The sequence below is a fragment of the Aeromonas sp. 30P genome (genome assembly GCF_051919805.1).
In the GTDB taxonomy this organism is placed as follows: Bacteria; Pseudomonadota; Gammaproteobacteria; order Enterobacterales; family Aeromonadaceae; genus Aeromonas; species Aeromonas veronii.
In genome coordinates this window covers 2,566,001-2,590,059 of the sequence record NZ_JBQBEA010000001.1, presented here as the reverse complement: position 1 = coordinate 2,590,059, position 24,059 = coordinate 2,566,001, and the positions used below count along the sequence as shown (strand labels likewise).

The following is a 24,059-nucleotide window of genomic DNA, read 5'->3' as shown; positions in this document are numbered from 1 at the left end:
CGGCGGCCCTTGCCTGCCGTGCGGAAAAATAGTCTGTTGAAAAAGCGGTGGTGAAGATGCGCCTTACTCTGGGGCGACCACCTGATAGGTGCCGCGCTGCATGGCGTGACGGCGCCAGCCGATCAGCACCACAGTGGAGATAAGGGTGCCCACCAGCGCCGCACCGAGCCAGACGGCGGCCGCCATCAGGGCGCCGTGGCCGCCATCGTGGAGCAGGAACAGGGAGAAGATGCCGGCCCCCGGGGTGGAGAGACCAATCCCCATGGCACCCACCATGGCGCCGGTGACCACTGAGCCTGCGAGGAAGGAGCCGATCACCCGGATCGGATCTTCGATGGCCATCGGAATGGCGCCCTCGGTGATCCCTGCCAGCCCCAGCAGCCAGGTGGACTTGCCGGTCTCGATCTCGAAGGTCTGGAACAGGCGCGGCGCCAGCAGGGTGGAGAAGGTGACGGTAAAGGCCGAGACCATCTTGACCGCGCCGAAGATGGCGTAGGGGCCGTAGACCCCGTTGGCCATGGCGCCGAGGCAGAAGGCGTAGGCCGCCTTGTTGACCGGGCCACCCAGATCAAACGAGCACATAAAGCCGAGCAGGGCGCCCAGTACCAGCGCATTGGTGCCGGAGAGGCCGTTGAGCCATTCGGTGAGGCTGTTGTTGAGCCAGGCTACCGGCTGGCCGATGACAAACAGCATCAGGCTGCCTGCCACCAGAGTGCCGATCACCGGATAGAGGTAAAAGGTGAGAAAGCCGTTGAAGTTGGGGCTAAGGCGCACATGCTGCTTGACCCAACGCATCAGGTAACCGGCGATAAGACCACCGACCACGCCACCGAGAAAACCGGAGCCAATCATGTTGGCGGCCAGCCCAGCCGCAAAGCCCGGGCCCAGCGCCGGTTTGTCCGCCAGCGAGTAGGCGGTATAGGCCGCCAGCACCGGCACCATCAGGGTGCCCAGCATGCCACCGCCAAGCTTGCGGTACATCCAGAGCCAGGAGTTCTCGGTATCAAACTGATGTTGCAGGCCGAATATCTGGGCCAGCAGCACAGAGACGGCGAGCACGGTACCGCCTGCCACGATCAGCGGCACGGCAAAGGAGATACCGCTCAGCAGCGCCTGCTTGAGCTCGGTCTTGATGCTCACCTTCTTGCCGGTCGGCGCGTCGCTCTGGCTGGGGTTGGGCGTCGGGGCGGTGCGACCGGCCTTGGCCGCTTCCAGCGCATCATTGAGGATCCGCTCGGCATGGCGGATGGGCTCGGCCACCGGCGTCTCGATCCGGGGGATACCAATAAAACGCTCCTGCTCCTTGATGGCCACCTCGGCGGCGAAGATACAGGCCACCGCAGCATCGAGCGCCTCTTGCGGCAGGCGATCCTCGATGCCGTTGGCACCCTGCTTCTCGACCAGTACGCGAATGCCCAGCTTGCGCCCCGCTTTTTCCAGATACTCGGCGGCCATATAGGTGTGGGCGATCCCCGCCGGGCAGGCAGTGACACAGACCACAGTGGGTTGATTTGTATCTAATTTGTCTTCTTTTGCTGGTTGCTTGCCGCTATCCCCTTCACCATCGAGTAGCGCCATCAGCTGCTCGGCACTCTGGGCTGCCAGCACCGCCTCGCGGGTATCGTCATCCACCAGGGCGGTGGTGAGGGTGGTGAGCAGCTGCATATGGGTGGAGCCCGCCTGATCTGTCGGGATCGCCAGCATGAAGATCAGGTTGACCGGCTCGGGGCCGTCGATCCCCTCCCAGCCCAGCTCCTCACTCAGGGTTGCGACGGCAAAGGCCGCTTCGCGCACCGCATCGCACTTGCCGTGGGGTACTGCCAGCCCTTCGCCAAGGGCGGTGGGGCCCTGTGCCTCGCGGGCCATGACCGCGGCCAGAAAGGCGGCCTTGTCGTGCAGCTTGCCGGCCTGATCGAGCCGATCAGCCAGGGCATGAATGGCCGCATCCCGATCGGCAAACCGGGTTTGCAACGTGATGAGATGGGGGCCGGTAAGACTGGTCAGATTCATGATGATCCTCTGTCAGGTTGGCTTGCCAGCAAGCCGTCATGGTGAAAGTGACAGCGATGCTAACAAACCGGCCGACTGATTTTTGTGAGTGGTATCATACAATTCTTTATTTGTATTGTTTTTGTATTGTTTTGTCAAGGTGATTTGTTAGGTCAAATGGGGCCGAGCCGTTTTGTCTGCCGGGCAACTGGGGTAGAATGACGCCTCTTCCATTTATCATGGCGCAGAGCCGACGAGGTGGCCTTTCGTGTCGAAAAAACCCATGTATCGCCAGATAGCCGACACCATCCAGCAGTGGATTGCGCAAGGGGAGCTGGCCCCCGGCGATGCCCTGCCCACCGAAGCCGAGCTGCGCGAGCAGTTCGGGGTGAGCCGGGTGACGGTGCGTCAGGCCCTCAAGCAGCTGACCGAACTCAACGTCATCGAGAGCATTCAGGGCAGCGGCAGCTATGTGCGGCAGGAGAAGGTGAACTACGACATCTATCAGCTCACCAGCCTCTATGAGAAGGTGACCGATCCGGCGGCCGAGACCCACAGCGACATTCTCGCCTTCGAGGTGATCAAGGCGAGCCGCGAGCTGGCCGAGCGGCTCAATCTGCTGGAAGGGGCGCTGGTCTACTACGTCAAGCGGGTGCGCTTTATTCGCCAGATCGCGGTAACGCTGGAGGAGACCTGGATGCCGCTCGCCCTCTTCCCCGATCTCAGCTATGCGGTGATGCAGGGCTCCAAGTACCACTACATCGAGGAGGTGAAGCAGCTGGTGATCGACCGCAGCGAGCAGGAGATCATACCGGTGCTCCCCTCGGCGCAGGTGGTGGAGGCGCTCGGTATCGATCCCGCCAAACCCATTATCGAGAAGGTCTCCCGCGGCTTCTTGCAAGATGGCACCGTGTTCGAGTTCAGTCGCAACTTCTTCAAGAGCGATGACTACAAGTTCACCCTGGTCGCCCGCCGCGCCAAGGGGTGAGCGGGCGGCAGCGCCCGAGATAAAAAAGGCCACCACCCTGTTTGCGGTGGTGGCCTTTTTGTTTGACCGATTAACGGGTCGATGCCGGGCTAAATAGCAGATTGGCTGGTGGTTTGATGCAGCCGATCTACTGCGCTGAGTCTTTGATAACTTCCTCGACCCGCACCTGCAGGCTCCCTTGCGCCAGGGTGGTGATGAGTTGATCGCCACTGTTGACCTGATCGGCGCGGCTGATGACTTCGCCGCGTGGAGTGCGGGTGATGGAGTAGCCGCGACCGAGAGTAGCGAGCGGGCTCACCCCGTCGAGGCGGGCGGTGAGCATGGCGAGGCGGTGGCTCGCAAGGTCTTGCCGCTTGGCAATCAGGGCATAGAGCCGCTCCTCGGCCAGCTGGTGGCGGCGTTTGCCAGCTGCCAAGAGGCGCTCCGGACTCTTGCCCTGCAGGCGCAGCTCAAGGTTGGTGAGGCGCCGCTCACCCTGATGCAGCCGCTGGCGCAATAGCTGTTGCAAACGGGTGGAAAGCTCATCGAGGCGCTGGGATTGCTGCTCCAGTCGCCGCTTCGGATCCTGATGGTCGAGCCGCTTTTGCAGCAGGATGAAATCGTGGCGGGCGGCGGTCTGCTGGCGGCTCATCGCCTGCAGCAGTCGCTGCTTGAGGTGGGCGAGGCGCTGGATGCGGGCCTGATTGTCCGGTGCCACCAGTTCGGCGGCGGCCGACGGGGTTGGGGCGCGCACGTCGGCGGCAAAGTCGCTGATGGTGACATCCACCTCGTGACCCACCGCGCTCACCACAGGTATGGCGGAGTGGGCAATGGCGCGCGCCACCGCCTCTTCGTTAAAGCACCAGAGATCTTCAAGCGACCCGCCGCCACGGCCAACGATCAGCACATCCACCTCGGCGCGCTGGTTCGCTTTGGCGATTGCTGCGACGATCTGGCTGATGGCGGCGCTCCCCTGCACCTGAGTCGGGTAGATAAAGAGCGGCAGATCCGGCGCACGCCGTTTAAGCACCGTCAGCATATCGTGCAGGGCGGCACCTGTGGCGGAGGTGATAAGGCCCACAGCCCGCGGTTCACGGGGCAGCGGCCGCTTGCGGCTTTCGTCAAACAGCCCTTCGGCGCCGAGGCGGCGCTTGAGCTCTTCAAAACGCAAGGCCAACACGCCATCGCCCGCTGGCTGCATCGATTCGATGATCAGCTGGTAGTCGCCGCGCGGCTCATAGAGGGAGACCCGCGCCTGCACCAGCACCTGCATGCCATCCTGCGGGCGGAAGGCCACCCGCCGGTTGTTGCCCTTGAACATGGCGCAGCGCACCTGCGCCGACATGTCCTTGAGGGAGAAGTACCAGTGGCCGGAGCTTGGCATCGCCAGATTGGAGAGCTCGCCGGTCAGCCACACCAGCCCGAGATCCTGCTCCAGGATCATGCGCACGGCGCTGTTGAGGCGGGTGACGGTAAAGACCTGCTGCTCGCGGCCGCTCGCCGCACTGGATGGGGTAAATCGGTTCAATGGCGTACCTGTGGTCTGCTCCGGCGGGGCCGGGATAAAACAATGGCCGCTATCTTAACCCGAAACAGGGAGAGGGCGTTAAGCAGGCGGCGCCAGCAGCAGAAAAGCAAGATTGGAAACGCTGCCGTTTATCCGTGCAGGCAGTATGGCTTCCGATAAAAGCCCTCGCGCTTGCCCGCATCTGGTCAAGTTGCGGTTTGCCTAGATGCTGTTGATATCTCAGGTGCTGCTGATGTTCACGGCGCCACCATCTTGACCAGCGTTCACTCGCCCCCTGTTTGGAGTAGCTTATGAATCCCTCAGCCCGCTTAAGTTTGACGACCCGTTTGCTGCACTGGTCGGTTGCCTTGCTGATGATTGGCCTGACCCTTGTGGGCTATCTGATGGTTAAATTTGAAATATGGGATCTCTATGCCCTGCATAAATCTCTGGGGGTGATTGCACTGATCTTGATCCTGCCCCGCGCCATTCTCCGCCTTGTTAAAGGGTGGCCTGAGCCTGTGCGTCAATATCCTGTTTACGAGGCATTGGCAGCCAGGGCGATCCACTGGGGTTTGCTGATTTCAACGCTGCTTATTCCGGTGTCTGGTCTCTGTTATTCCGCAGCAGCTGGCCGAGGTGTCGCGATATTTGGCTGGTCTATTATCCCGATGAATCCAGATATCCATGATCCTGCCAATGTGATTCCATTTAGTGAATCCGTTCGGGATATTGCTCACACAGTCCATATATATTTGCCATATATCATGCTGGCATTTTTGCTGGTGCACATTGTCGGGGCGTTGAAACATCATCTGCTGGATAAAGATAATACCTTGTTGCGGATGGTGGGGCGAAAATAATAAAGAGAGGCACCCCTTTTTGTGCCGGAAAATATATATTGGCAGCGGATGAAATTTATTATCCAGACCGAGCAAAGGACATTGAGAAGATAATGATACCGGTGCGAGTTGTCGCCGCGAGGGCAAGAGACAATACAAGGACACAAGACACAAGACACAAGACACAAGACAAGGGGAGGGTGGTCAGAGGCCGCTTGCCCCCTGAGCCCCTGTCGATCATCCCGTTGCATGGGGGTTGCGCCGCCTCGGCACCTACCGGTTTTGCATAAATCACCGGCTAGCCAACTCTTTTGCCCCGAAATGGCGCTTTTCGTACTGATAATCTTGGTTTTTTGGCGTTTTGGCCGCCTAAAAGAGGGCTATGCCATAAAAAATTCAAAAAACTTCTTTACCAGTGACCAATGCGTGAGTAAACTTCGTCGGCAATATTTTACACCCCCACTTCCTCAACGGTGAGATATTGCCATGCTCAGGATTGCCAAAGAAGCGTTAACCTTCGACGATGTACTGTTGGTTCCCGCCCACTCCGAAGTTCTTCCCAATACTGCCGATCTGCGTACCAAGCTGACCTCCGCCATCAGCTTGAACATCCCGATGATATCCGCTGCCATGGACACAGTGACCGAAGCCCGTCTGGCTATCGCACTGGCCCAGGAAGGCGGTATCGGCTTTATCCACAAGAACATGTCCATCGAGCAGCAGGCTGCCGAAGTGCGCAAGGTCAAGAAGTACGAGAGCGGCGTGGTCACCGACCCCGTCACCGTGCGCCCTGACATGACCATCGCCCAAATCAAGGAGCTGAGCCACAAGAATGGCTTCGCCGGTTACCCCGTGGTGACTGACGGCAATCAGCTGGTCGGTATCATCACCGGCCGTGACGTGCGCTTCGTGATTGACCTCTCCCAGACCGTTGAACAGATCATGACCCAGAAAGATCGTCTGGTCACCGTGCGTGAAGGGGCCCCTCGCGAAGAGGTGGTTGCCCTGATGCAAAAGCACCGTATCGAAAAAGTGCTGGTGGTGAACGGCGACTTCAAACTCAAGGGCATGATCACCGTTAAAGATTTCCAGAAAGCCGAGCGCAAGCCCCATGCCTGTAAAGATGACAAGGGTCGTCTGCGGGTCGGTGCTGCGGTCGGTGCCGGTGCTGGCAACGAAGAGCGCGTCGCTGCGCTGGTGGAAGCCGGTGTAGACGTGCTGCTGATCGACTCCTCCCACGGCCACTCCCAGGGCGTGCTGGATCGCATCAAAGCCACCCGCGAAGCCTATCCTGATCTGCAGATCATCGGTGGCAACGTCGCGACCGCCGCGGGCGCCAAGGCGCTGGCTGCTGCCGGCGTCAATGCCGTCAAGGTCGGTATCGGCCCGGGCTCTATCTGTACTACCCGTATCGTGACCGGCGTGGGCGTGCCCCAGATCACTGCCATCTCCGACGCCGTTGACGCGCTGGAAGGCACTGGCGTTCCGGTTATCGCCGATGGCGGCATCCGCTTCTCTGGCGACATCGCCAAGGCCATTGCCGCGGGCGCCAGCTGCGTCATGGTAGGTTCCATGTTCGCCGGTACTGAAGAAGCGCCGGGCGAGATCGAGCTCTATCAGGGTCGCTCCTTCAAATCCTACCGTGGTATGGGTTCTCTGGGCGCCATGTCCAAAGGTTCCAGCGACCGCTACTTCCAGACCGACAACGCCGCCGACAAGCTGGTGCCGGAAGGCATCGAAGGTCGCGTGCCGTACAAGGGTCGCCTCAAAGAGATCATCCACCAGCAGATGGGCGGCCTGCGCTCCTCCATGGGCCTGACCGGCAGCGCCACCATCGACGATATGCGCACCAAAGCTGAATTTGTGCGCATCTCCGGCGCCGGGATGAAAGAGTCCCACGTCCACGATGTGACCATTACCAAAGAAGCCCCCAACTATCGGATGGGCTGATAAAACGGGGCCCTGCGCCCCGTTTTTCCACCCTTTTTTATCCCGTGCCCTTTGTGACAACATCAGCCTGATGCAGGAATAAAATGACTAAAGACATTCACCAGCACCGTATCCTTATCCTCGACTTCGGTTCCCAGTACACCCAGCTGATCGCCCGCCGCGTGCGCGAAATCGGCGTTTACTGCGAACTGTGGGCCTGGGATGTGACCGAAGAGCAGATCCGCGAATTCAATCCGAGCGGCATCATCCTCTCCGGCGGCCCCGAGTCCGTCACCGAAGCGGGCAGCCCGCGGGCCCCCGAGTATGTATTCAACGCCGGTGTCCCTGTGTTCGGTATCTGCTATGGCATGCAGACCATGGCCGAGCAACTGGGTGGCAAGGTGCAATCCTCTACCGAGCGTGAATTCGGTTACGCCAAGGTGGAAGTGCTGGGCGAGGCTGGCAAGAGCAGCGCACTGCTGCGCAACATCGAAGATGCCATCGCCGACAACGGCAATGCCCTGCTGGATGTCTGGATGAGCCACGGTGACAAGGTCACCACCATTCCGGCCGACTTCACCACCATCGCCCAGACCCCGACTTGCCCGCACGCGGCCATGGCCAACGAAGCCAAGCGCTTCTACGGCGTGCAGTTCCACCCGGAAGTGACCCACACCCGTCAGGGTGCCCGCATGCTGGAGCACTTCGTCAAAGACATCTGCGGCTGCGAATGCCTCTGGACCCCGGCCACCATCATCGACGACGCCGTTGCCCGCATCCGCGAGCAGGTGGGTGACGATGAAGTGATCCTCGGTCTCTCCGGCGGTGTCGACTCCTCCGTGGTCGCCATGCTGGTACATCGCGCCATCGGCGATCGCCTGACCTGCGTCTTCGTGGACAACGGTCTGCTGCGTCTGAACGAAGGCGAGCAGGTGATGGAGATGTTTGGTGACCACTTTGGTCTGAACATCATCAAGGTTGAAGCGGAAGATCGCTTCCTCTCTGCCCTGGCCGGTGTTGACGAGCCGGAAGCCAAGCGCAAGATCATCGGCCGCGTCTTCGTCGAAGTGTTTGACGATGAAGCGAAAAAGCTGAAAAACGCCAAGTGGCTGGCGCAAGGCACCATCTATCCGGACGTTATCGAATCCGCTGCCAGCAAGACCGGCAAAGCCCACGTCATCAAGTCTCACCACAACGTCGGCGGCCTGCCGGAAGAGATGAAGATGGGTCTGGTCGAGCCGCTGCGCGAGCTGTTCAAAGACGAAGTGCGCCGCGTCGGTCTGGAGCTGGGTCTGCCCTACGACATGCTCTACCGTCACCCGTTCCCGGGCCCGGGTCTGGGTGTGCGCGTCCTTGGTGAAGTGAAGAAAGAGTACTGTGATATTCTGCGCCGCGCCGATGCGGTCTTTATCGAAGAGCTGCGCAAAGCCGACCTCTACAACCAGGTCAGCCAAGCGTTCGCCGTCTTCCTGCCGGTGCGCTCCGTTGGCGTGATGGGTGATGGTCGCAAATATGACTGGGTGATTGCCCTGCGCGCTGTTGAAACCATCGACTTTATGACCGCCCACTGGGCTCACCTGCCGTACGACTTCCTCGGTCACGTATCGAACCGCATCATCAACGAGATCAACGGTATCTCCCGCGTGGTGTACGACGTCTCTGGCAAGCCGCCCGCAACCATCGAATGGGAATAAGCGACTCGCGCCCTTCTACCCTTCGAGCATAAAAATGCAAAAAGACGCCCTTGAGGCGTCTTTTCTTTTCTCAATCGTTTGCGCAACACATCTTCTTTTTTAGAGCAGCTTTTTCGCCACCTTGCCCCTGTCATATGTGACAGGGGCATTTTTGCCATCCCGCACTAGGCTCTCTCATGCCAATTGAGCCCGCTGTCAACAGCGGCTTGTGGCAAGGGGGAGGGCTGAGCCAGTTGCAGATAGCTGCGCAAACGGGCCCATCGTTATCGCGCCAACCGGCAGTGATGACACCCCGGTGGAGACCGGAAACCACTTGAATCAACGGGGCGCAGCCCGAACGGCCAAACGAGTCGGGATCATAGAGCACGGAGAGTTTGATATGTCAGAACAAGCAGTGTTGGTGGGTGGATGGACCGCATATCACAAGCTGACCGCCGAGGATCAGGCGGTATTTGATCAGGCGCTGAAAGGATTTGTCGGGGTGCAGTATGTGCCCTTTGAAGTCTCCACTCAGGTGGTGGCTGGCACCAACTACCGCTTCAAGTGCAAGAGCACTGTGCCGCTTGCCAAACCGATCCATGGCGAAGCCGTGGTGCAGATCTTCAAATCACTGGACGGGGATGCCCATATCACCTCCATTACCCCGATCTGATAGGGTTACGGGCAAGGCGGGGAGGGGGAGAGAGCTCCTAACCGGTTTGCTCCAAATCCTGAAAATAAGAAAGACGCCTTAGGGCGTCTTTTCTTTATCTACGATCCAGTAGCGCAGCTATGAGGTCGGTATTTGTACTTGTTAATTAATTTGTTGATCTTGCTCAGGAAATTGTCATCTCACACTTTTTCTTATCTTCCTTGCTCGCTAGCATACTGGTTCGGTAACAGCCTTTTTATGTCAAGCTAGAGTAGCCGCAGAGTTATATGGCAAGCTCAGTAAACTGACCTGTACCGCTTCCCATCTAATCGCCATTAGAGGTCACATGAAGCTTACAGTGCATGAAAATTGGATCGAAGGTGATGGTGTTCGCTTTAAAGGCGAATATCCAGTCCTCAGTGCATCACTGATTAAAGAACACGTTTTTGTCATATATGACTGGATGGCCTTTGAGCGAAATAGCCCGGCTCGAAACCTATTTTGTTATGCTCGTGCAGGGAGTTTTATTTGGCGGGCATCAGATATTAGTCAAGGTGCTGTTGATGCCTACACTTACATTACAAGTGAATCTCCATTATGGGTAGGAAATTTTGCGGGATTCAACTGCAGAGTTGATGAGGCATCAGGTAATATATTAGAGAAATATTTCAATAAATAATATTTAATAAATTATTAACTTCGTTCCAGCTTTTTCTGGATAGTTTTAACAAAAGATTGGAGAAACAATGAGAAAGCCAAGAGTATTTATCGGTTCATCTGTTGAAAGCCTACCTATAGCAGATGCAATTGCTGAAAACTTAGAGTTTGATGCAGAAGTTACAATATGGCGGAATGGTACATTTAATATTTCGAGTAACGCTCTTGATGACTTGATTTCAAAAGCTAAGTCTGTGGATTTCTCTATTTTTATTTTCTCTCCTGATGATCTGACAATTATCAGATCTAGAGAAAAGTATGTTGTAAGAGATAATGTTGTTTTTGAACTTGGTTTGTTTATTGGTGCAATTGGAAAGAACCGGTGTTTTATTGTAAAACCACGTGGCGTTGACTTGCATTTCCCAAGTGATCTTCTAGGTATTACGCCAACTGATTTTGATGCAAACAGAAGTGACGAAGACTTAGCGTCATCTCTCAATTATTCCGCTACACAAATCAAACGAGCTTTCAAAGCACAAGGTTTGCTTGAACTTGATTCTGTTCAGGAAAAACCACGCATTGATGTAAATGCTCAATTAGCAACGCTCACCGACACAGATATGATCACATTGTCTGTGTTGCTTGAGTCTGTAAACTCAGATGTTGAAGGTTGCGTTAGTTGGGATTTGTATAACCGTTTTACTAAATATAATTTAAGTTCGGCAAAAATCAACTTAGCTATAATAAAACTCACCCGTTCAGGTATGATCGAAAAATTAAATAGTTCTGATTTTAATGGTAATGAATATTTTAGCTACAAGTTGACTGAGTACGGAATTGACGTTTGTCTATCACATCAAGATCGTATTGAAACTCTTACTTCAACAGAGAAATGTTAATCTGGCTGGGGTATTCCTCCGCTATTTGTGTGCTTTATATCGCCGCACGCTTGTCTGGCGCTGTCTGATTGTTTGCTGACTCACCACCAACAGTTCTGTTTCTCCCCCATCAGGCGGGCAGAAAAAGGCCACCTTCACTCATACCTCGCCGCTTCCCAGGCGTGTATCGCCTGTTTGCGGGTCTCGCCCCAGTGATAGCCGCCGAGTTTGCCGTTTTGCTGGATGACCCGGTGGCAGGGGATCATCAAGGCGACAGGGTTGGCGCCCACCGCCAACCCCACGGCGCGGGCGGCTTTGGGGTTGCCGACGGCGTTCGCCACCTGGGCGTAGCTCACCACCTTGGCGGGCGGGATCTGCAGCAGCGCCCGCCAGACGCTGATCTGAAAGTTGGTGCCGCTCACGTGCAGCGAGATGGGGCGATCCGGCGCCTTGCTGCCATCGAACATGGTGTTGATGACGTTCTGGGTACGTGATGGCGCTTCTTGCAACGTTGCCTCAGGCCAGTGCTGGGCGAGGGTGGCCAGCGGCGCCTCTGGGGCCTTTTCATCGAGAAACGAGAAGTTGCACACCCCCCGCGGGGTCAGGGCGACGAATGCCTGACCGAAGGGGGTGTCATGCACCCCGTGATCGATAACCAGCCCGGCCCCGCGCAGCTTGTACTCGCCCGGCGTCACCGCTTCGAGCTGCACGAAGTGATCGTAGAGCCGCGAGCCGCTGCTCAGGCCCAGGGTATCGGCCACCTCAAGCAGTGGGCGCGACTCCTGCAGCAGCGCCTTGGCCCGCTCCAGGGTCAGCACCTGCAGATAGCGTTTGGGCGTCACCCCGGCCCAGCGGCTGAACAGCCGCTGGAAGTGAAAGGGACTTAAGTGAACGTGTGCCGCTATCTCGTCCAGAGTGGGCTGGCGCTCCACCTGACTTGCGATAAAACGGATGGCATCGGCGATGCGGGCGTAATCAGACATAAGGCGCTCTCACGATAAGTTTGCGGTCGCAGGATCTTGGGGGCGACAACGTCATGTACGACAAATTGATACCCCACCATCGGCCAGCAGGGCAATGCCGGTGGTAAAGCTGGATGCATCGGACGCGAGATAAAGGGCCGAGCGGGCGATCTCCTCCGGTTGGGCCAGCCGTTTGAGGGCATGCATATTCTGCACAAAGGCGAGGCTCTCTGGCGTATTGGCAAAAGCCCGCCCCATGGGGGTGTCGGTACCCCCCGGCAGCAGGGCGTTGACCCGCACCCCTTGTGCCCCATACTCGGCAGCCAGCACCCGGGTCAGGCCAATGAGGCCCGCCTTGCTCGCCGCATAGGCCGCCATGCCGGGCAGCCCCAGGGTATGGCCGACGAAGGTAGAAGTAAAAATAAGCGAGCCGCCACCACGCGCCAGCATGGCGGGGATCTGGTACTTGGCTCCCACAAAGGCGCTGGTGAGGTTGGTATCCAGAATTTCCTGCCACTGCGCCAGTTCAAGCTCCTCTACGCTGCCCGGCATGCCTGTGGTACCGGCGTTGTTGAAGGCGATATCGAGCCCGCCGAAACGGGTTAGCGCGAGATCAACAAGGTCGCGGGCGTAACTCTCGCTTTTCACATCTCCCGCCAGACTCACCGCCTGGCCCCCCTCGTGGCGGATCTCCTCCACCAGTAGATCCAGTTCGGGCTGGCGGCGGGCGCCGACGACGACGCAGGCCCCTTCGCGGGCAAACAGGATGGCGCTGGCGCGACCGATGCCGGAGCTGGCGCCGGTGATAATGGCGACCTTGTTGGACAGTAATGACATGGCAGTTCCCTCGCAGGTGTGTTGTGCGCCAAATCAGTGGGGCACAGGGTTGGCTGTGGGTTGGAACCCCAATAGGTTCCAACCGACTTGGGTTTGGCCCCCACTATGGCAACCACTCCTCGCTGGAACGACCCGAATCTTGCTCTCTTTGTTCCCGAGTCGTTTTGCTACATGTCGATACAGGCCTTTGCGGCAACAAAAGGGGAGAACTGAGCCCCGAATTCTTTATAATGCCCCCCTTTAAAATCGCCGGACCCAAGTTCGGCGTGCGCTGATGGTCGCTGTGCCATCAGGCAGATCATCAGGATTGAGACACGGTTATGCATACTCTGGAACAGCTGCGCGCAGGTGAACTGTGCGGTGCCCGCTATCTGAAGCTCTCTGAAAACCTCGCGGTTTTCCCCCACGAGATTTTGAGCCTGAAAGAGACGCTGGAGGTGCTGGATTTGACCGGCAACCAGCTAAGCACGCTCCCCGACGAGCTGGCCGGGTTTGGCAAACTGCGCATCATCTTCTGCTCCGAGAACCGCTTTACCGAGCTGCCCGAGGTGCTGGGGCGCTGCCCGGCGCTCACCATGGTGGGCTTTAAGGCTAACCGGATTGCTACCGTCTCGGCCAAGGCGCTGCCCGCCGGGTTGCGCTGGCTGATCCTGACCGATAACGCGGTGGAGCAGTTGCCCGAGGAGTTGGGCCAGTGCGACGCCCTGCAAAAGCTGATGCTGGCAGGCAACCGCCTGCGCGAGCTGCCTGCGAGTCTTGCCAATTGCCGCAATCTGGAGCTGCTTCGCATCGCCGCCAACCGCATCGAGCGCTTCCCCGAGTGGCTGCTCTCGCTGCCGCGCCTTGCCTGGCTTGCCTACTCAGGCAACCCCTTTAGCGGAGGGGCGGAGGCGCGGGCCATCTATGATGCCCATGTCGCTCCCCTTGCCTGGGAGACGCTGGCGCTGGGCGAGTTGCTGGGGCAGGGAGCATCCGGCGTTATACATCGCGCCACCCTTGTGGGTAATACTGCTGATGAAGTGACTCAGGCGAGCGATAGAGGCGATGGCAATCAGGTGGCGGTCAAGCTGTTCAAGGGGACGGTGACCAGCGACGGACTGCCCCGCTGCGAGATGGCGGCATCGCTGGCGGCGGGCACTCATCCCAACCTTATCAAGGTGATGGGCAAGGTGGCGGATCACCCCTCCGGCATTCCGGCGCTGGTGATGGAGCTGATCGACCCGGCCTTTGCCAATCTGGCCGGGCCGCCGAGCCTGGACTCCTGCACCCGGGATGTCTATCCCGAGGGGCTGCATCTGAGTGTGCCGGATGCGCTGGCGATGGCCCACGGCATCGCCTCGGTGGCGGGCCATCTGCACCGCGCGGGCATCATGCACGGGGATCTCTACGGCCACAATATTCTGTTTGCCCGTGGGTCTGACGCACCGGCTCGCGCCCTGCTGGGGGATTTTGGTGCGGCTTCTTTATATGACCGCAGCGACCGCGAGCGGGCGCTGGGCCTTGAGCGACTGGAAGTGCGCGCCTTTGGTTGCCTGCTGGAGGAGCTGCTGGCCCATTGCGATACGCAAGACTCACCGCTTGATGGATTGCATCAGCTCAAAGCGGCCTGCCTCTCGGAACTCCCCGCAGATCGTCCCGATTTTGCTTATATCGAGCGTCAGCTGGTGGCCGCTCGCGCCACGCTGTCGTGATCTTTCTGGCGTTGGCAGGCACGTTGTGGCCTGCCAACGTCATTCCCTTCTCTCATTAATGGCTATCAATGCATGACATATTTGCATGGATTGGTGTGCCTCTGCTCGTCATCAACGTACCCAATAGCGCCCATTGCGACAGCGAGGCGCACGGCAAGGGGATGTCCCGTCATTCGCCCGATAACACGCAGAGACTGCGCGGCAAAAAGGGCAGGGCAGAGGGTTGCGCGGTGCCGGTTAAGTTGTGATATTGAGGCATCTTTAGTACAGAAGGGTAATAACGATGGAAGCTGCGTTTTGGCATCAGCGTTGGGAAGAGAACCGGATTGGCTTTCATCAGGCGGACTTTAACCACTGGCTGCAATCCTGGTGGTCAGCTCAGCAAGCGGACGAGCCGGTGCTGGTTCCCCTGTGTGGCAAATCCCGCGACATGCTCTGGCTGAGCGCTCAGGGCCATCCGGTCGACGGTTTCGAGCTATCGAGCCTTGCCGTCAGCCAGTTCTTCAGTGAAAACCAGCTCGCCGCGACCGTGAGCGAGGTGGGCCCTTATCAGTGCCATCAGGTGGACAGCCTGCGCATTTTTCAGGGGGATTTTTTCGCCGCCCCTAGTCTGGGTCGCCGTTACAGGCTGGTCTATGACCGCGCGGCGCTGATCGCCTTGCCGACCGCGATGCGCCGCCAGTATGCAGCCCTGATCAGTTCGCTGGTCGAGACCGGTGGCCAGATCCTGCTGGTGACCCTTGAATATCAGCCTGAGCAGCAGAGTCAGCCCCCCTTCTCGGTGGGAGAGATGGAGGTGCGAGCCCTGTTCGAGCGCGATTTTCGTATTGAGGTGCTGGGGCGTGCCGCCGAGGTGGATCACCCGCGGGTGCTGTCGGGTCAGCTCTCCTACTTCGATGAGGTGGCCTACCGACTGGTTCGCCGGGGTTAACGGGCAGCTAGCGGGCGGCCAAAGGGTGATCTGCGCCGACAAATCATCGGGCTACGCGCTCTTCGCTACCTCCTTTGACGTAGATCAACGTGACTGGCGGGGGGAGTGCCTAATATGAGGCTGTTTCTCAATCACTGTTGGCATTGCAAAGCGAGTATCGGGTCTTTCCCGCTTGCTGATCAGCAACTCAGTGTCTGATTTTCACGCTCATGTTCACTTTTGGCGGCTTTGGTCGCAATTGTTATGGTTTTTCCAGCCGACCCTGATGGGTCGGCTTTTTATTGTCTGCGATTTGCCGGGGGCAGGAAAAACGGGGGATGTCGAGGCCTGATCAGGCCTCGAAGGTGGCGGCATTGAGCCGAAATGCCCGTGGATCGTCGATAAACTGGCCGGTGATCCGCTCGTCATGTTCGTGCCCCTGACCATAGCTGCAGAGGAGCAGCCGATCGGAGGTGCGCGATCGCAACTGGGTGATAAAGCGCACCAGATCGGCGCGGCTCAACTTGCCCACCTCGTCGCAGACTCTTTCGCGCTGATCAAACCCCAGATCCTTGTTGCCAATACTGACCCACAGCCGCTGGCCGCGACTGCGCAGATTGGCATCCCGCTCGCTCAGCTGGGCTTGCAGCCCCGCTTTGCTCTCCTGCCACTGCTGCTCGGTGAATTCGAGCATGGCGAGCGGGAAGAGGTCGATAAACTCCTCCACCGCATCGAGCAGGATCTGCGGCCCAGCCACCGGCGACTGGATATAGAAGATCAGGCCCGGGTGGCGATTGAGGGGCAGGTTGCCGGCACCCACCACATACCCCAGTTGCTGACGGGTACGCAGCTCGTGGAAGAAGGTGGAGGACATGATGTGGTTCGCCAGGGTAAAGCAGGCGAGATCCCGCGCCCGGGTGGTACGGGACTGGTAGTAGACCAGCAGTGCCGAGTCTTCGTGATCGCAACCCTGCTCGCGAATAAGGGTGCCCCTGTCCTGAATGGAGATGAGCGGACGACGGGTCTCGCCGCTCGGTTTGCTGCTGGTGCCATTGATGTCGCTCAGGTGGCGCTCCATCAGGGCGGCCAGCTCCAGTGCTTCGGCGGCAGTCCAGTCGCCGTGCACCAGCGCTTCGACATGGACCTCGCCAAACAGCTGGGCCACGAAGCCGGGCATCTCTTCCAGCTCGACGGTGCGCAGGTGACGGAGCAACTGCTCGAACGGCGGGTTGTTGGGTTGCAACAGGCTGGTGAGCTGGTTAAAGAGCTGGGAGATGGGGCGCGCCTTGGACTGGTTGTCCCAGTTGCGAATGAGCTGCTCCTTGATCTCGGCGAAGCGACCCGGATCCGGATACCCCAGGGTGCGGTTGCCAAGGATCATGTCGAGCAACAGCGGCTGCTTGTCGGCAAAGCCGCTCAGGTTGATGGTAAAGCCCCCCTGATGGGCATAGATCTGGTAGCCCAGCCCCGCCAGCTCCGCCGGATAGGTGAGGGCGTTGAGGTGGTCGGCCAACAGCTCCACGGCGAGGCGCGCCATGGCGATATTGCGCGGATTTTTGACCGCATGTTCGCTGTCGATGGAGATGTAGAGATTGCCCTTGGGCACGCTGAACAGGTGCTCATGGAGGTGCCAGAGGCGAAAACCGGGGCGATCGATAAGGCAGGCGGGCATGTCGGCGGCAAGCTCGGGCGTACGCGGATCGAGTCGGCTGCTGATAAAGGGGTTGGGCTTGGGCAGCGCCAGCGCCGGATCCGGTTCGCTCTGCTGCCAGCGAATTTTCTCGGCCTCGGTAATGGTCGCCACGCTATAGGGGGTCTGATACCAGCGGGCCAGTCGATCGGTCGCCACTTCCGGCGCAGTGATGGTGATACGCAGGTTGTGCGGGGTGAGTTTGGCGAGGAAGCGGCGGATCAGCCCCTCGTCATATTCGCGCATCATGTAGTCGCCGTAGAGCAGATCCTCAGGTTTGTAGCTAAAGAGGTTGAGCACCAGCCCCGACACCGTATCGAGGGGGCGGCCGCGCTCCTGAAAACGGAACGCCGATTCGAGCACGGTCCGTTTTTCGTCATAGCGCCAGCTCTGTAGCCCTTCGCGGCCAATCAGTTTCAGATAGCCAAACAGGGTGGCGAGGATGTCATCCACATGTTCAAGGCCCAGAGGGGTGAGGCCGAAGTTGACGCCAAAATCCTTGAAGTTGGCGCCGCTGATGCCACCGCCCGCAGAGAGTTGGTTGACCCAGCCTTTCGCCTTGAGCAGGGAGAGCAGGCTGCCATCCCCCTCATAACCAATCAGATGGCTCAGGAAGGTGAGGGGCTTTTTGTCGTAAAACTCGTCCACATTGGGCAAGGGGAAGCTGAGCGAAAGCTTGCGGGTCTCCTTGACCGGATTGATGTGGATGCGCACGCCGAGATCATCGAGCCGATAGAGCGGCATGGTGAGGGTCGGGGTTCCCAAATTGCGATTCAAAATGGGAGCAAAATAGCGGCAGCACCACTGCAACTGGGTATCGATGGACTCCGGCGAGATCATCACCAGCGCCATGCGATCCGCGCTGTAGTGGCTTTCGTAAAAACGGATAAGGTCGGAGCGCAGATCCCGTCCCGGCAGATCGGCCAGGGTATCGAGGTTGCCCACCGAGAACTTGGAGAAGGGGTGCGCCGGGTTGACCGTCTCTTTATGCACCTGATAGCTGCGGCGCATGTCATCCTGCAGCTTGAGGCGATACTCGGAGTCGACCGCGTTGCGCTCCTTGTCCACCCACTCCGGATCAAACGTGGGGCAGATAAAGAACTGGGAGAAGCGATCCAGCCCCGCTTCAAAGAAGCCGTTGTCGATTTCGAAGAAGAAGTTGGTGAACTCGGTACCGGTCCAGGCGTTGTTGCTGCCGCCATGACGGCTCATAAATTGCTGGTACTCACCAGGCTTGGGGTAGGTGCAGGTGCCGAGAAACAGCATGTGCTCCAGAAAATGGGCCATTCCCTGCCGGTCGGCGGGATCGTCAAAATGGCCGGTATTGACCGCCAGCGAGGCGGCGGATTTGTCTGTGTCGGGATCACAAATCAACAAGACCCTGAGCCGGTTGGCCAGCTCCAGAAAATGGTATTGCCGATGGTCATTGGGACTGGCATATGGGCTCATTGGCGTGTGACTCACGTTGGATTTATTTGAATTTAAACATGATTATCGACCCCGCTATCCCGTCAGGCAAACCCTTTTCTGAGAGGTAGCGCAATTGTTTCCACACCCGTGGCGGGGTAAGATCCCCCGGCTATCAAAACAGGCCCGTTGGGCGAGGTTGTAATGAAGATCTATATCATGCGTCATGGCCAGGCTGGCATGAATGCGAAAACAGATGAACAGCGTCCATTGACCGAGCAGGGTATTGAAGAGTCTATCCAGATGGCCCGCTGGCTGGCGCCTCAGCTGATTGGCCCGCTGGATCGGGTGATCCACAGCAACTATCTGCGGGCACGCCAGACCTGGCAAGCCATATGCAGTGAATTACCTGACGCAGCAGCCGTTGAAGAGAGTGGCGACATTACCCCTTACGGTGATCCCGCTTTCGTGGCCAGCTACCTCACCACTTTGGCGCAGCAACATGACCAGATCCTGATGGTCAGCCATCTGCCGCTGGTGGGTTATCTGGTGCAAAGCCTCTGCCCGGCCGCAGGAGCACCCATGTTCGCCACCTCGGGGATCGCCTGTATCGAGTGGCTTGATGGCAAAGGAGCCTTGCTCTGGCTCGAAGGGCCGCATACAATAGGCTAAAAGTTAATAAAAAGTTATAGATTGAATTTTTTGGGAAGAGATGGGCGAGTTTTCCGGATTTTTATAAATATTTTACGGAATTAATTCGCAGAAGCTGCTGTCATACGGATACAACTGCAAGAGGTTGCAAACGATGAGAGTGTTCAAGAAGTACCTGCCACTGATGGTGGCAAAGCATGTCAAAACCTTCTTTAAAGGTCGGATTTACATCCATGGTCGGGGGCGGTTCGATTTCCAATCCGGTTTGTTGCTGATGCCGAATCCGGCGGATATTCCCCATCGCCAGACAGTCACCGAGGTCAACGAGCTGATCTCCAGACTGCACATGGATGCCGCGTGATGCGCTTCTGAACCTGTTTCTGCACTGATATGCCCGCACTTTTGCGGGCATATTTGTTTCTGGCGACTGGCGTTCACCGCGTGGTTGTTCAGGCCCACACCTTTGTTTCTCTTCCATCGCCCCCTATACTGGCCCGCTGTTGTCTCTTCGGTCTGGATCCTCTCATGCCCCTTGCCTTTCTGTTTCCCTTCTCCTGCATTGCCATCTGGGCTGGCAATGGCATCGTCAGCAAACTGGCGGTTGGTGTGTTGTCCCCCGCAGCCTTGGCCTGGTCGCGCTGGGTGGTGGCTGCGCTGGTATTAAGCCCGTTTCTGGCCCGTCGGGTATGGCGTGCGCGTGCCCGTCTGCGCGCTGGCCTTTGGCAGATCGCCATGTTGGCCTCGCTGGGCATGGTGCTCAACCAGACTTTTGGGTACTACGCGGCGCAAACGCTGGGGGCTACCGAGATGGGGTTGATGATGGGACTGACGCCGCTGCTGACCGTGCTGTTCAGTATCTGGCTGCTGCGCGAGCGGCCCACCTGGGGCGCTGTGCTGGGGGCGCTGCTTTCCCTCCTTGGCTTGTCTATCTTGCTGGGGCAGGGGGATCCGACCCGGCTGTTTACCCAAGGCATTCATATCGGCTCTGTCTATATGCTGATTTCGGCGGGAACTTACGCCCTTTACAGTGTGCTGCTCAAGAAGTGGGATCTTGGGCTCGACAACTGGTCGCTGCTCTACGGTCAGGTGATCTGCAGTGTGGTGATCCTGACGCCCTTCTTTTTGCTGGTGGATGGCCAGTGGCCGGATGGCCGGGCCCTGTGGCTGATCCTCTATGCCGGTATCCCCACTTCGGCGCTCTCGCCCTGGCTCTGGATGCAGGGTATTGCCCTGCTCGGTGCCAACCGTACCGCCATCTTTATGAACCTGCTGCCGGTGATGACGGCTGGCCTTGCCATCACCCTGCTGGGTGAGCGGTTGACCAGCTATCACCTGATCGGGGGTGGACTGACCCTGCTGGGTGTCTTGCTGGCACAGTTGCTGGTGCGTCCGGTGGCGATGGGTCGCCGCCGGGTGGTGTTGGCACCCTGCCCCGAAGAGTAATCTTGCGCGAAAGCGTAGATGGGCCCAATGGCCCGCTTGGCCGCCAATGAAAAGCGCCTGCAGCAATGCAGGCGCTTTTTTATGGTCACATCTTGCCGAGCCGGTTATTGGGCAACCAGATAGAGCTCCTTGCTGTAGACCACATCCTGCGGGTTAAGGTGGGGGTAGCCTTTCACGAAAGGCTTGAGCAACCTGGATTTGACCGAGAAATAGATGGGGGCGATGGGGGCATCCGCATCAATGAGTGCCTCTGCCTGTTGATATAGGGCATTGCGTTCAGCGGGATCCAGCGAGTCGTGGGCCTTGGCCAGCAGGGCGTCGTACTCCTTGTTGAACCACTTGCCGCTGTTGGCACTACTGCTGGAGGTCATGATGTCGAGGAAGGTGGAGGCATCGTTATAATCCCCGTTCCAGCCATAGCGGCTAACCCCGAAATCCCCCTCGTTGAGTGCCGAGACCATGGTCTTCCACTCCATGTTGTTGAGGGCGGCAGTGACCCCCAGGTTATGTTTCCACATGGAGGAGACGGCCAGCGCAATCTTTTTGTGGCTCTCGTTGGTGTTGTAGAGAATGTCCACTGTGAGTGGCTTGTCCGGGCCATATCCCGCTTCGGCCAACAGGGCTTTGGCTTGCTTGATCCGCTCCTCTTTGCTCAGCAGCTGGCTGGCCGGTTTTTTCAATTCAAAACCGTCCACAATGGGGGGCGTGAAGCTATATGCGGCAATTTGTCCCTGTCCCAGGATCTTGTCGGTGATGGTCTCCCGGTCGATGGCGAGCGAGAGCGCCTTGCGTACTTTCGGGTCATCGAACGGTTTGCGCTGGGTATTGAAGACATAGTAATAGCTGGCCAGTGTGGGGACGCTGACCAGTTCTTCCGGGCTCTTGCTCTTGAGCTGTTTGTACTGCTCCAGCGGATAAGTGGTGTAGTGCAGTTCACCGGTGCGATAGCGGTTGTAGGCGGCGGTTTCGGAGACGATCTCCAGATAGATCACCTTGTTCAGGACGGTGTGCTGGTTGTTCCAGTAGTGGGTATTGCGCTCGGCGCTCAGCCGCTCGTTGGGGGTCCACTCCTTGAGTACAAAGGCACCGTTGGAGACGATATTGCCCGGTTTGACCCAATCCTTGCCGTATTTTTCAATGGTGGCCTTGGGGGCCGGGAACGTGGTGTAGTGGGCCAGCGTCTTCAGGAAAAAGGGAACCGGATTTTTCAGGGTGACCTGCAGAGTGTGGTCATCGAGCGCCTTGATCCCGAGCTCTGACGGGCTCTTCTTGCCCTGTGTCACCTCGCTTGCATTGACCACTCCGGTCAACTCGATAAACCAGGCGTAGTTGGAGGCGGTCTTGGGATCGGCCGCCCGTTGCCAGCCGTAGACATAATCGGCGGCGGTGACCGGTTCACCGTTTGACCACTTGGCCTCGGGCCTCAGTTTGAAGGTGTAGACGGTACCTGTCTTGTCGACCTCGTAGCTGACGGCACCTGCTGGCTTGATCTTGCCGGTACTATCCAGCTCATAGAGCCCTTCAAACAGATCGTTGACGATGGCACTACCAGCGGTCTCTTCCACCAGCTGGGGGTCGATGGTGGTGGGCTCGGTGCCGATATTGGTCACGTAGATTTGTTGGGCATCCGGCAGCAGCTTGGTACCGGCAGGCACCTGGGCAGCCCAGGCGGGAAGGGCAAACAGTCCGGCTACCATGCCGGCAATGAGAGTCTTGTTCATTGATAATCCTTGAGTTTTATTTGCTTCCAAAGCGAAATCAGTGTGCTGGATTGGCGATCGGATCTCAAGAGGCAATGGCTGAAGGATGAGCAGGCCCATCAGACTCCATTTTTAATGGCTCAAGGCCAGTCAACTCATGGCTTGCAGCAGGTTATTGCCACGAATTAAGAGTCCGAAAGTTATCGAATGAAACCGAATAAAACGCGTCTTTTACCATAACGTTAGGCGAGATAGCCTATTTAATAGGCCGCTTAATTCGCTGCAAAAACAAAAAACAGACGTTACATTAGGTTACAAATCAAGGCCGCCGGTGATCGGCATTTTTTTTGCTGACGCCTGCAAACGTTTTCAATGCCAACGGATGCGATCTAAAGGAACAAAAATGCGAAACATGATCACCATGGGTGAGTTCATCGTCAAAAAGCAGGCGGATTATCCTACCGCGACCGGCGAGCTGACCTCGTTGCTCAGCTCGATCCGCCTTGCTGCCAAGGTGGTGAACCGGGAGATCAACAAGGCGGGACTGGCGGATATCATCGGTTCCATGGGCGCTGAAAACGTACAGGGCGAGGTGCAGCAGAAGCTGGATGTTTATGCCAACGAACGCTTCAAGGCGGCGCTGGAAGCGCGCGGCGAGGTGTGCGGCATGGCTTCGGAAGAGGAAGAGGACTTCGTCGCCTTTGACTCGCCGCTCTCCAAAAACTCCAAGTATGTGGTGCTGATCGACCCGCTCGATGGCTCCTCCAATATCGACGTCAACGTCTCGGTCGGGACCATCTTCTCCATCTACCGCCGTTTGAGCCCGCAGGGGTCGCCGGTGACGCTGGAGGACTTCCTGCAACCGGGCAACCGTCAGGTCGCCGCCGGTTATGTGGTCTACGGCTCCTCCACCATGCTGGTCTACACCACAGGGTTTGGCGTCAACGGCTTTACCTACGACCCCTCCATCGGTTGCTTCTGCCTCTCCCACGAAAACATTCGCATTCCGGAAGAGGGCAAGATCTACTCCATCAACGAGGGTAACTACATCAAGTTCCCGGACGGGGTGAAGAAGTACCTCAAATATTGCCAGGAGCGCGACGAAGCGACCCACAGACCCTACACCTCCCGCTATATCGGCTCCCTGGTTTCCGATTTCCATCGCAACCTGCTCAAGGGCGGCATCTACATCTATCCGTCCGGCACCAACTCGCCGAATGGCAAGTTGCGTCTGCTCTATGAGTGCAACCCGATGGCGTTTCTGGTGGAGCAGGCTGGTGGCAAGGCCTCCGACGGCTTTGGCCGCATCATGGATATCCAGCCCACCGCGCTGCACCAGCGTACCCCTTACTTTGTTGGCTCGACCAAGATGGTGGAGCGCGCCGAAGCCTTTATGCGGGAATTTTCCGCCCATGAGGATCCAGCCAACCTGGGCTGATCGTCAGAGGTGTAGGTTGGTGCTGAGCACAGCGAAGCCCAACATTTACCGGCGCGACTCCCTCTCCCCTCTGGGATAGGGCTGGGTGAGAGGAATAGTTTTCACTGTCCCCTCATCCCCGACCCTTCTCCCACAAGGGGAGACGCTAGTCACCAGCCAACATAAACAAAACGGGAGCCGATTTGGCTCCCGTTTTAGTTGGCGTTATCTCTCTGGCTCGCCGCTAGCGTTGCAGA

At 58.1% G+C, this 24,059-nt stretch carries 19 protein-coding genes; 13 read left to right on the top strand and 6 right to left on the bottom strand.

The genetic code is table 11. The features are described 5' to 3' along the window. Nucleotides 1–63 precede the first annotated feature (63 nt). Entirely contained in the window at nt 64–2,010 is a 1,947-nt protein-coding gene (gene mngA, locus ACTG2B_RS11925) for a PTS 2-O-a-mannosyl-D-glycerate transporter subunit IIABC (RefSeq protein ID WP_439995913.1), read from the bottom strand. 247 nt (nt 2,011–2,257) lie between these two features. Between mngA and ACTG2B_RS11920 the strand changes: the two genes are divergently transcribed. Continuing rightward, a complete protein-coding gene (locus ACTG2B_RS11920) occupies nt 2,258–2,977 on the top strand; it encodes a GntR family transcriptional regulator (RefSeq protein ID WP_069553902.1) in 720 nt (239 codons plus the stop codon). 127 nt (nt 2,978–3,104) lie between these two features. Here the strand turns inward: ACTG2B_RS11920 and xseA are convergent, their stop codons facing one another. Further along, nucleotides 3,105–4,484, bottom strand: a complete 1,380-nt coding sequence (xseA, locus tag ACTG2B_RS11915) for an exodeoxyribonuclease VII large subunit (protein ID WP_439995911.1) — start codon at nt 4,482–4,484, stop codon at nt 3,105–3,107. 290 nt (nt 4,485–4,774) lie between these two features. Between xseA and ACTG2B_RS11910 the strand changes: the two genes are divergently transcribed. From ACTG2B_RS11910 to ACTG2B_RS11885, 6 genes are all read left to right on the top strand, one after another. Further along, nucleotides 4,775–5,326: a cytochrome b gene (locus ACTG2B_RS11910; RefSeq protein ID WP_439995909.1), complete on the top strand. Its 552-nt coding sequence runs from the start codon at nt 4,775–4,777 to the stop codon at nt 5,324–5,326. A 465-nt stretch (nt 5,327–5,791) separates the two neighbouring features. After that, complete coding sequence (gene guaB, locus ACTG2B_RS11905; protein ID WP_439995908.1) at nt 5,792–7,255, top strand: IMP dehydrogenase; 1,464 nt, start codon at nt 5,792–5,794, stop codon at nt 7,253–7,255. Between the two features lie 83 nt (nt 7,256–7,338). Continuing rightward, a complete protein-coding gene (guaA, locus tag ACTG2B_RS11900; RefSeq protein WP_033115210.1) occupies nt 7,339–8,928 on the top strand; it encodes a glutamine-hydrolyzing GMP synthase in 1,590 nt (529 codons plus the stop codon). 379 nt (nt 8,929–9,307) lie between these two features. Next, nucleotides 9,308–9,580, top strand: a complete 273-nt coding sequence (locus ACTG2B_RS11895) for a hypothetical protein (RefSeq protein WP_005337011.1) — start codon at nt 9,308–9,310, stop codon at nt 9,578–9,580. 325 nt (nt 9,581–9,905) lie between these two features. After that, the gene (locus tag ACTG2B_RS11890; RefSeq protein WP_439995907.1) at nt 9,906–10,238 is read left to right on the top strand and encodes a hypothetical protein; all 333 of its coding nucleotides are present in this window, start codon (nt 9,906–9,908) and stop codon (nt 10,236–10,238) included. A 67-nt stretch (nt 10,239–10,305) separates the two neighbouring features. Further along, a complete protein-coding gene (locus tag ACTG2B_RS11885; protein WP_439995905.1) occupies nt 10,306–11,115 on the top strand; it encodes a TIR domain-containing protein in 810 nt (269 codons plus the stop codon). A 134-nt stretch (nt 11,116–11,249) separates the two neighbouring features. Here ACTG2B_RS11885 and ACTG2B_RS11880 read toward each other — a convergent pair whose 3' ends face one another. Further along, the gene (locus tag ACTG2B_RS11880) at nt 11,250–12,077 is read right to left on the bottom strand and encodes a bifunctional transcriptional activator/DNA repair enzyme AdaA (RefSeq protein ID WP_439995904.1); all 828 of its coding nucleotides are present in this window, start codon (nt 12,075–12,077) and stop codon (nt 11,250–11,252) included. A gap of 51 nt (nt 12,078–12,128) precedes the next feature. Next, on the bottom strand, nt 12,129–12,893 hold the full coding sequence (locus tag ACTG2B_RS11875; protein ID WP_439995902.1) for an SDR family oxidoreductase: 765 nt from the start codon (nt 12,891–12,893) through the stop codon (nt 12,129–12,131). A 320-nt stretch (nt 12,894–13,213) separates the two neighbouring features. Between ACTG2B_RS11875 and ACTG2B_RS11870 the strand changes: the two genes are divergently transcribed. Next, nucleotides 13,214–14,584, top strand: coding sequence for a leucine-rich repeat-containing protein kinase family protein (locus ACTG2B_RS11870; RefSeq protein ID WP_439995901.1), 1,371 nt, complete (start codon nt 13,214–13,216; stop codon nt 14,582–14,584). A 283-nt stretch (nt 14,585–14,867) separates the two neighbouring features. Continuing rightward, nucleotides 14,868–15,515: a thiopurine S-methyltransferase gene (locus ACTG2B_RS11865; protein WP_005337003.1), complete on the top strand. Its 648-nt coding sequence runs from the start codon at nt 14,868–14,870 to the stop codon at nt 15,513–15,515. Between the two features lie 331 nt (nt 15,516–15,846). Here ACTG2B_RS11865 and ACTG2B_RS11860 read toward each other — a convergent pair whose 3' ends face one another. Continuing rightward, complete coding sequence (locus tag ACTG2B_RS11860) at nt 15,847–18,633, bottom strand: insulinase family protein (RefSeq protein ID WP_439995899.1); 2,787 nt, start codon at nt 18,631–18,633, stop codon at nt 15,847–15,849. 162 nt (nt 18,634–18,795) lie between these two features. Here ACTG2B_RS11860 and sixA point away from each other — a divergent pair, with 162 nt between their 5' ends. The 3 genes from sixA to ACTG2B_RS11845 all read left to right on the top strand — a co-directional run bounded on the left by sixA (nt 18,796) and on the right by ACTG2B_RS11845 (nt 20,685). Beyond that, complete coding sequence (gene sixA / locus ACTG2B_RS11855; protein ID WP_040099633.1) at nt 18,796–19,263, top strand: phosphohistidine phosphatase SixA; 468 nt, start codon at nt 18,796–18,798, stop codon at nt 19,261–19,263. Between the two features lie 133 nt (nt 19,264–19,396). Next, complete coding sequence (locus tag ACTG2B_RS11850) at nt 19,397–19,603, top strand: DUF1107 domain-containing protein (RefSeq protein WP_005336998.1); 207 nt, start codon at nt 19,397–19,399, stop codon at nt 19,601–19,603. A gap of 164 nt (nt 19,604–19,767) precedes the next feature. Continuing rightward, nucleotides 19,768–20,685, top strand: a complete 918-nt coding sequence (locus ACTG2B_RS11845) for a DMT family transporter (RefSeq protein ID WP_128835583.1) — start codon at nt 19,768–19,770, stop codon at nt 20,683–20,685. A gap of 104 nt (nt 20,686–20,789) precedes the next feature. Here ACTG2B_RS11845 and ACTG2B_RS11840 read toward each other — a convergent pair whose 3' ends face one another. Continuing rightward, nucleotides 20,790–22,406 (bottom strand): peptide ABC transporter substrate-binding protein, encoded by a 1,617-nt coding sequence (locus ACTG2B_RS11840; RefSeq protein WP_439995897.1) that lies wholly within the window; start codon nt 22,404–22,406, stop codon nt 20,790–20,792. A gap of 382 nt (nt 22,407–22,788) precedes the next feature. Here ACTG2B_RS11840 and fbp point away from each other — a divergent pair, with 382 nt between their 5' ends. Next, nucleotides 22,789–23,823, top strand: coding sequence for a class 1 fructose-bisphosphatase (gene fbp / locus ACTG2B_RS11835; RefSeq protein WP_042081164.1), 1,035 nt, complete (start codon nt 22,789–22,791; stop codon nt 23,821–23,823). The last annotated feature ends 236 nt before the right edge of the window (nt 23,824–24,059 follow it).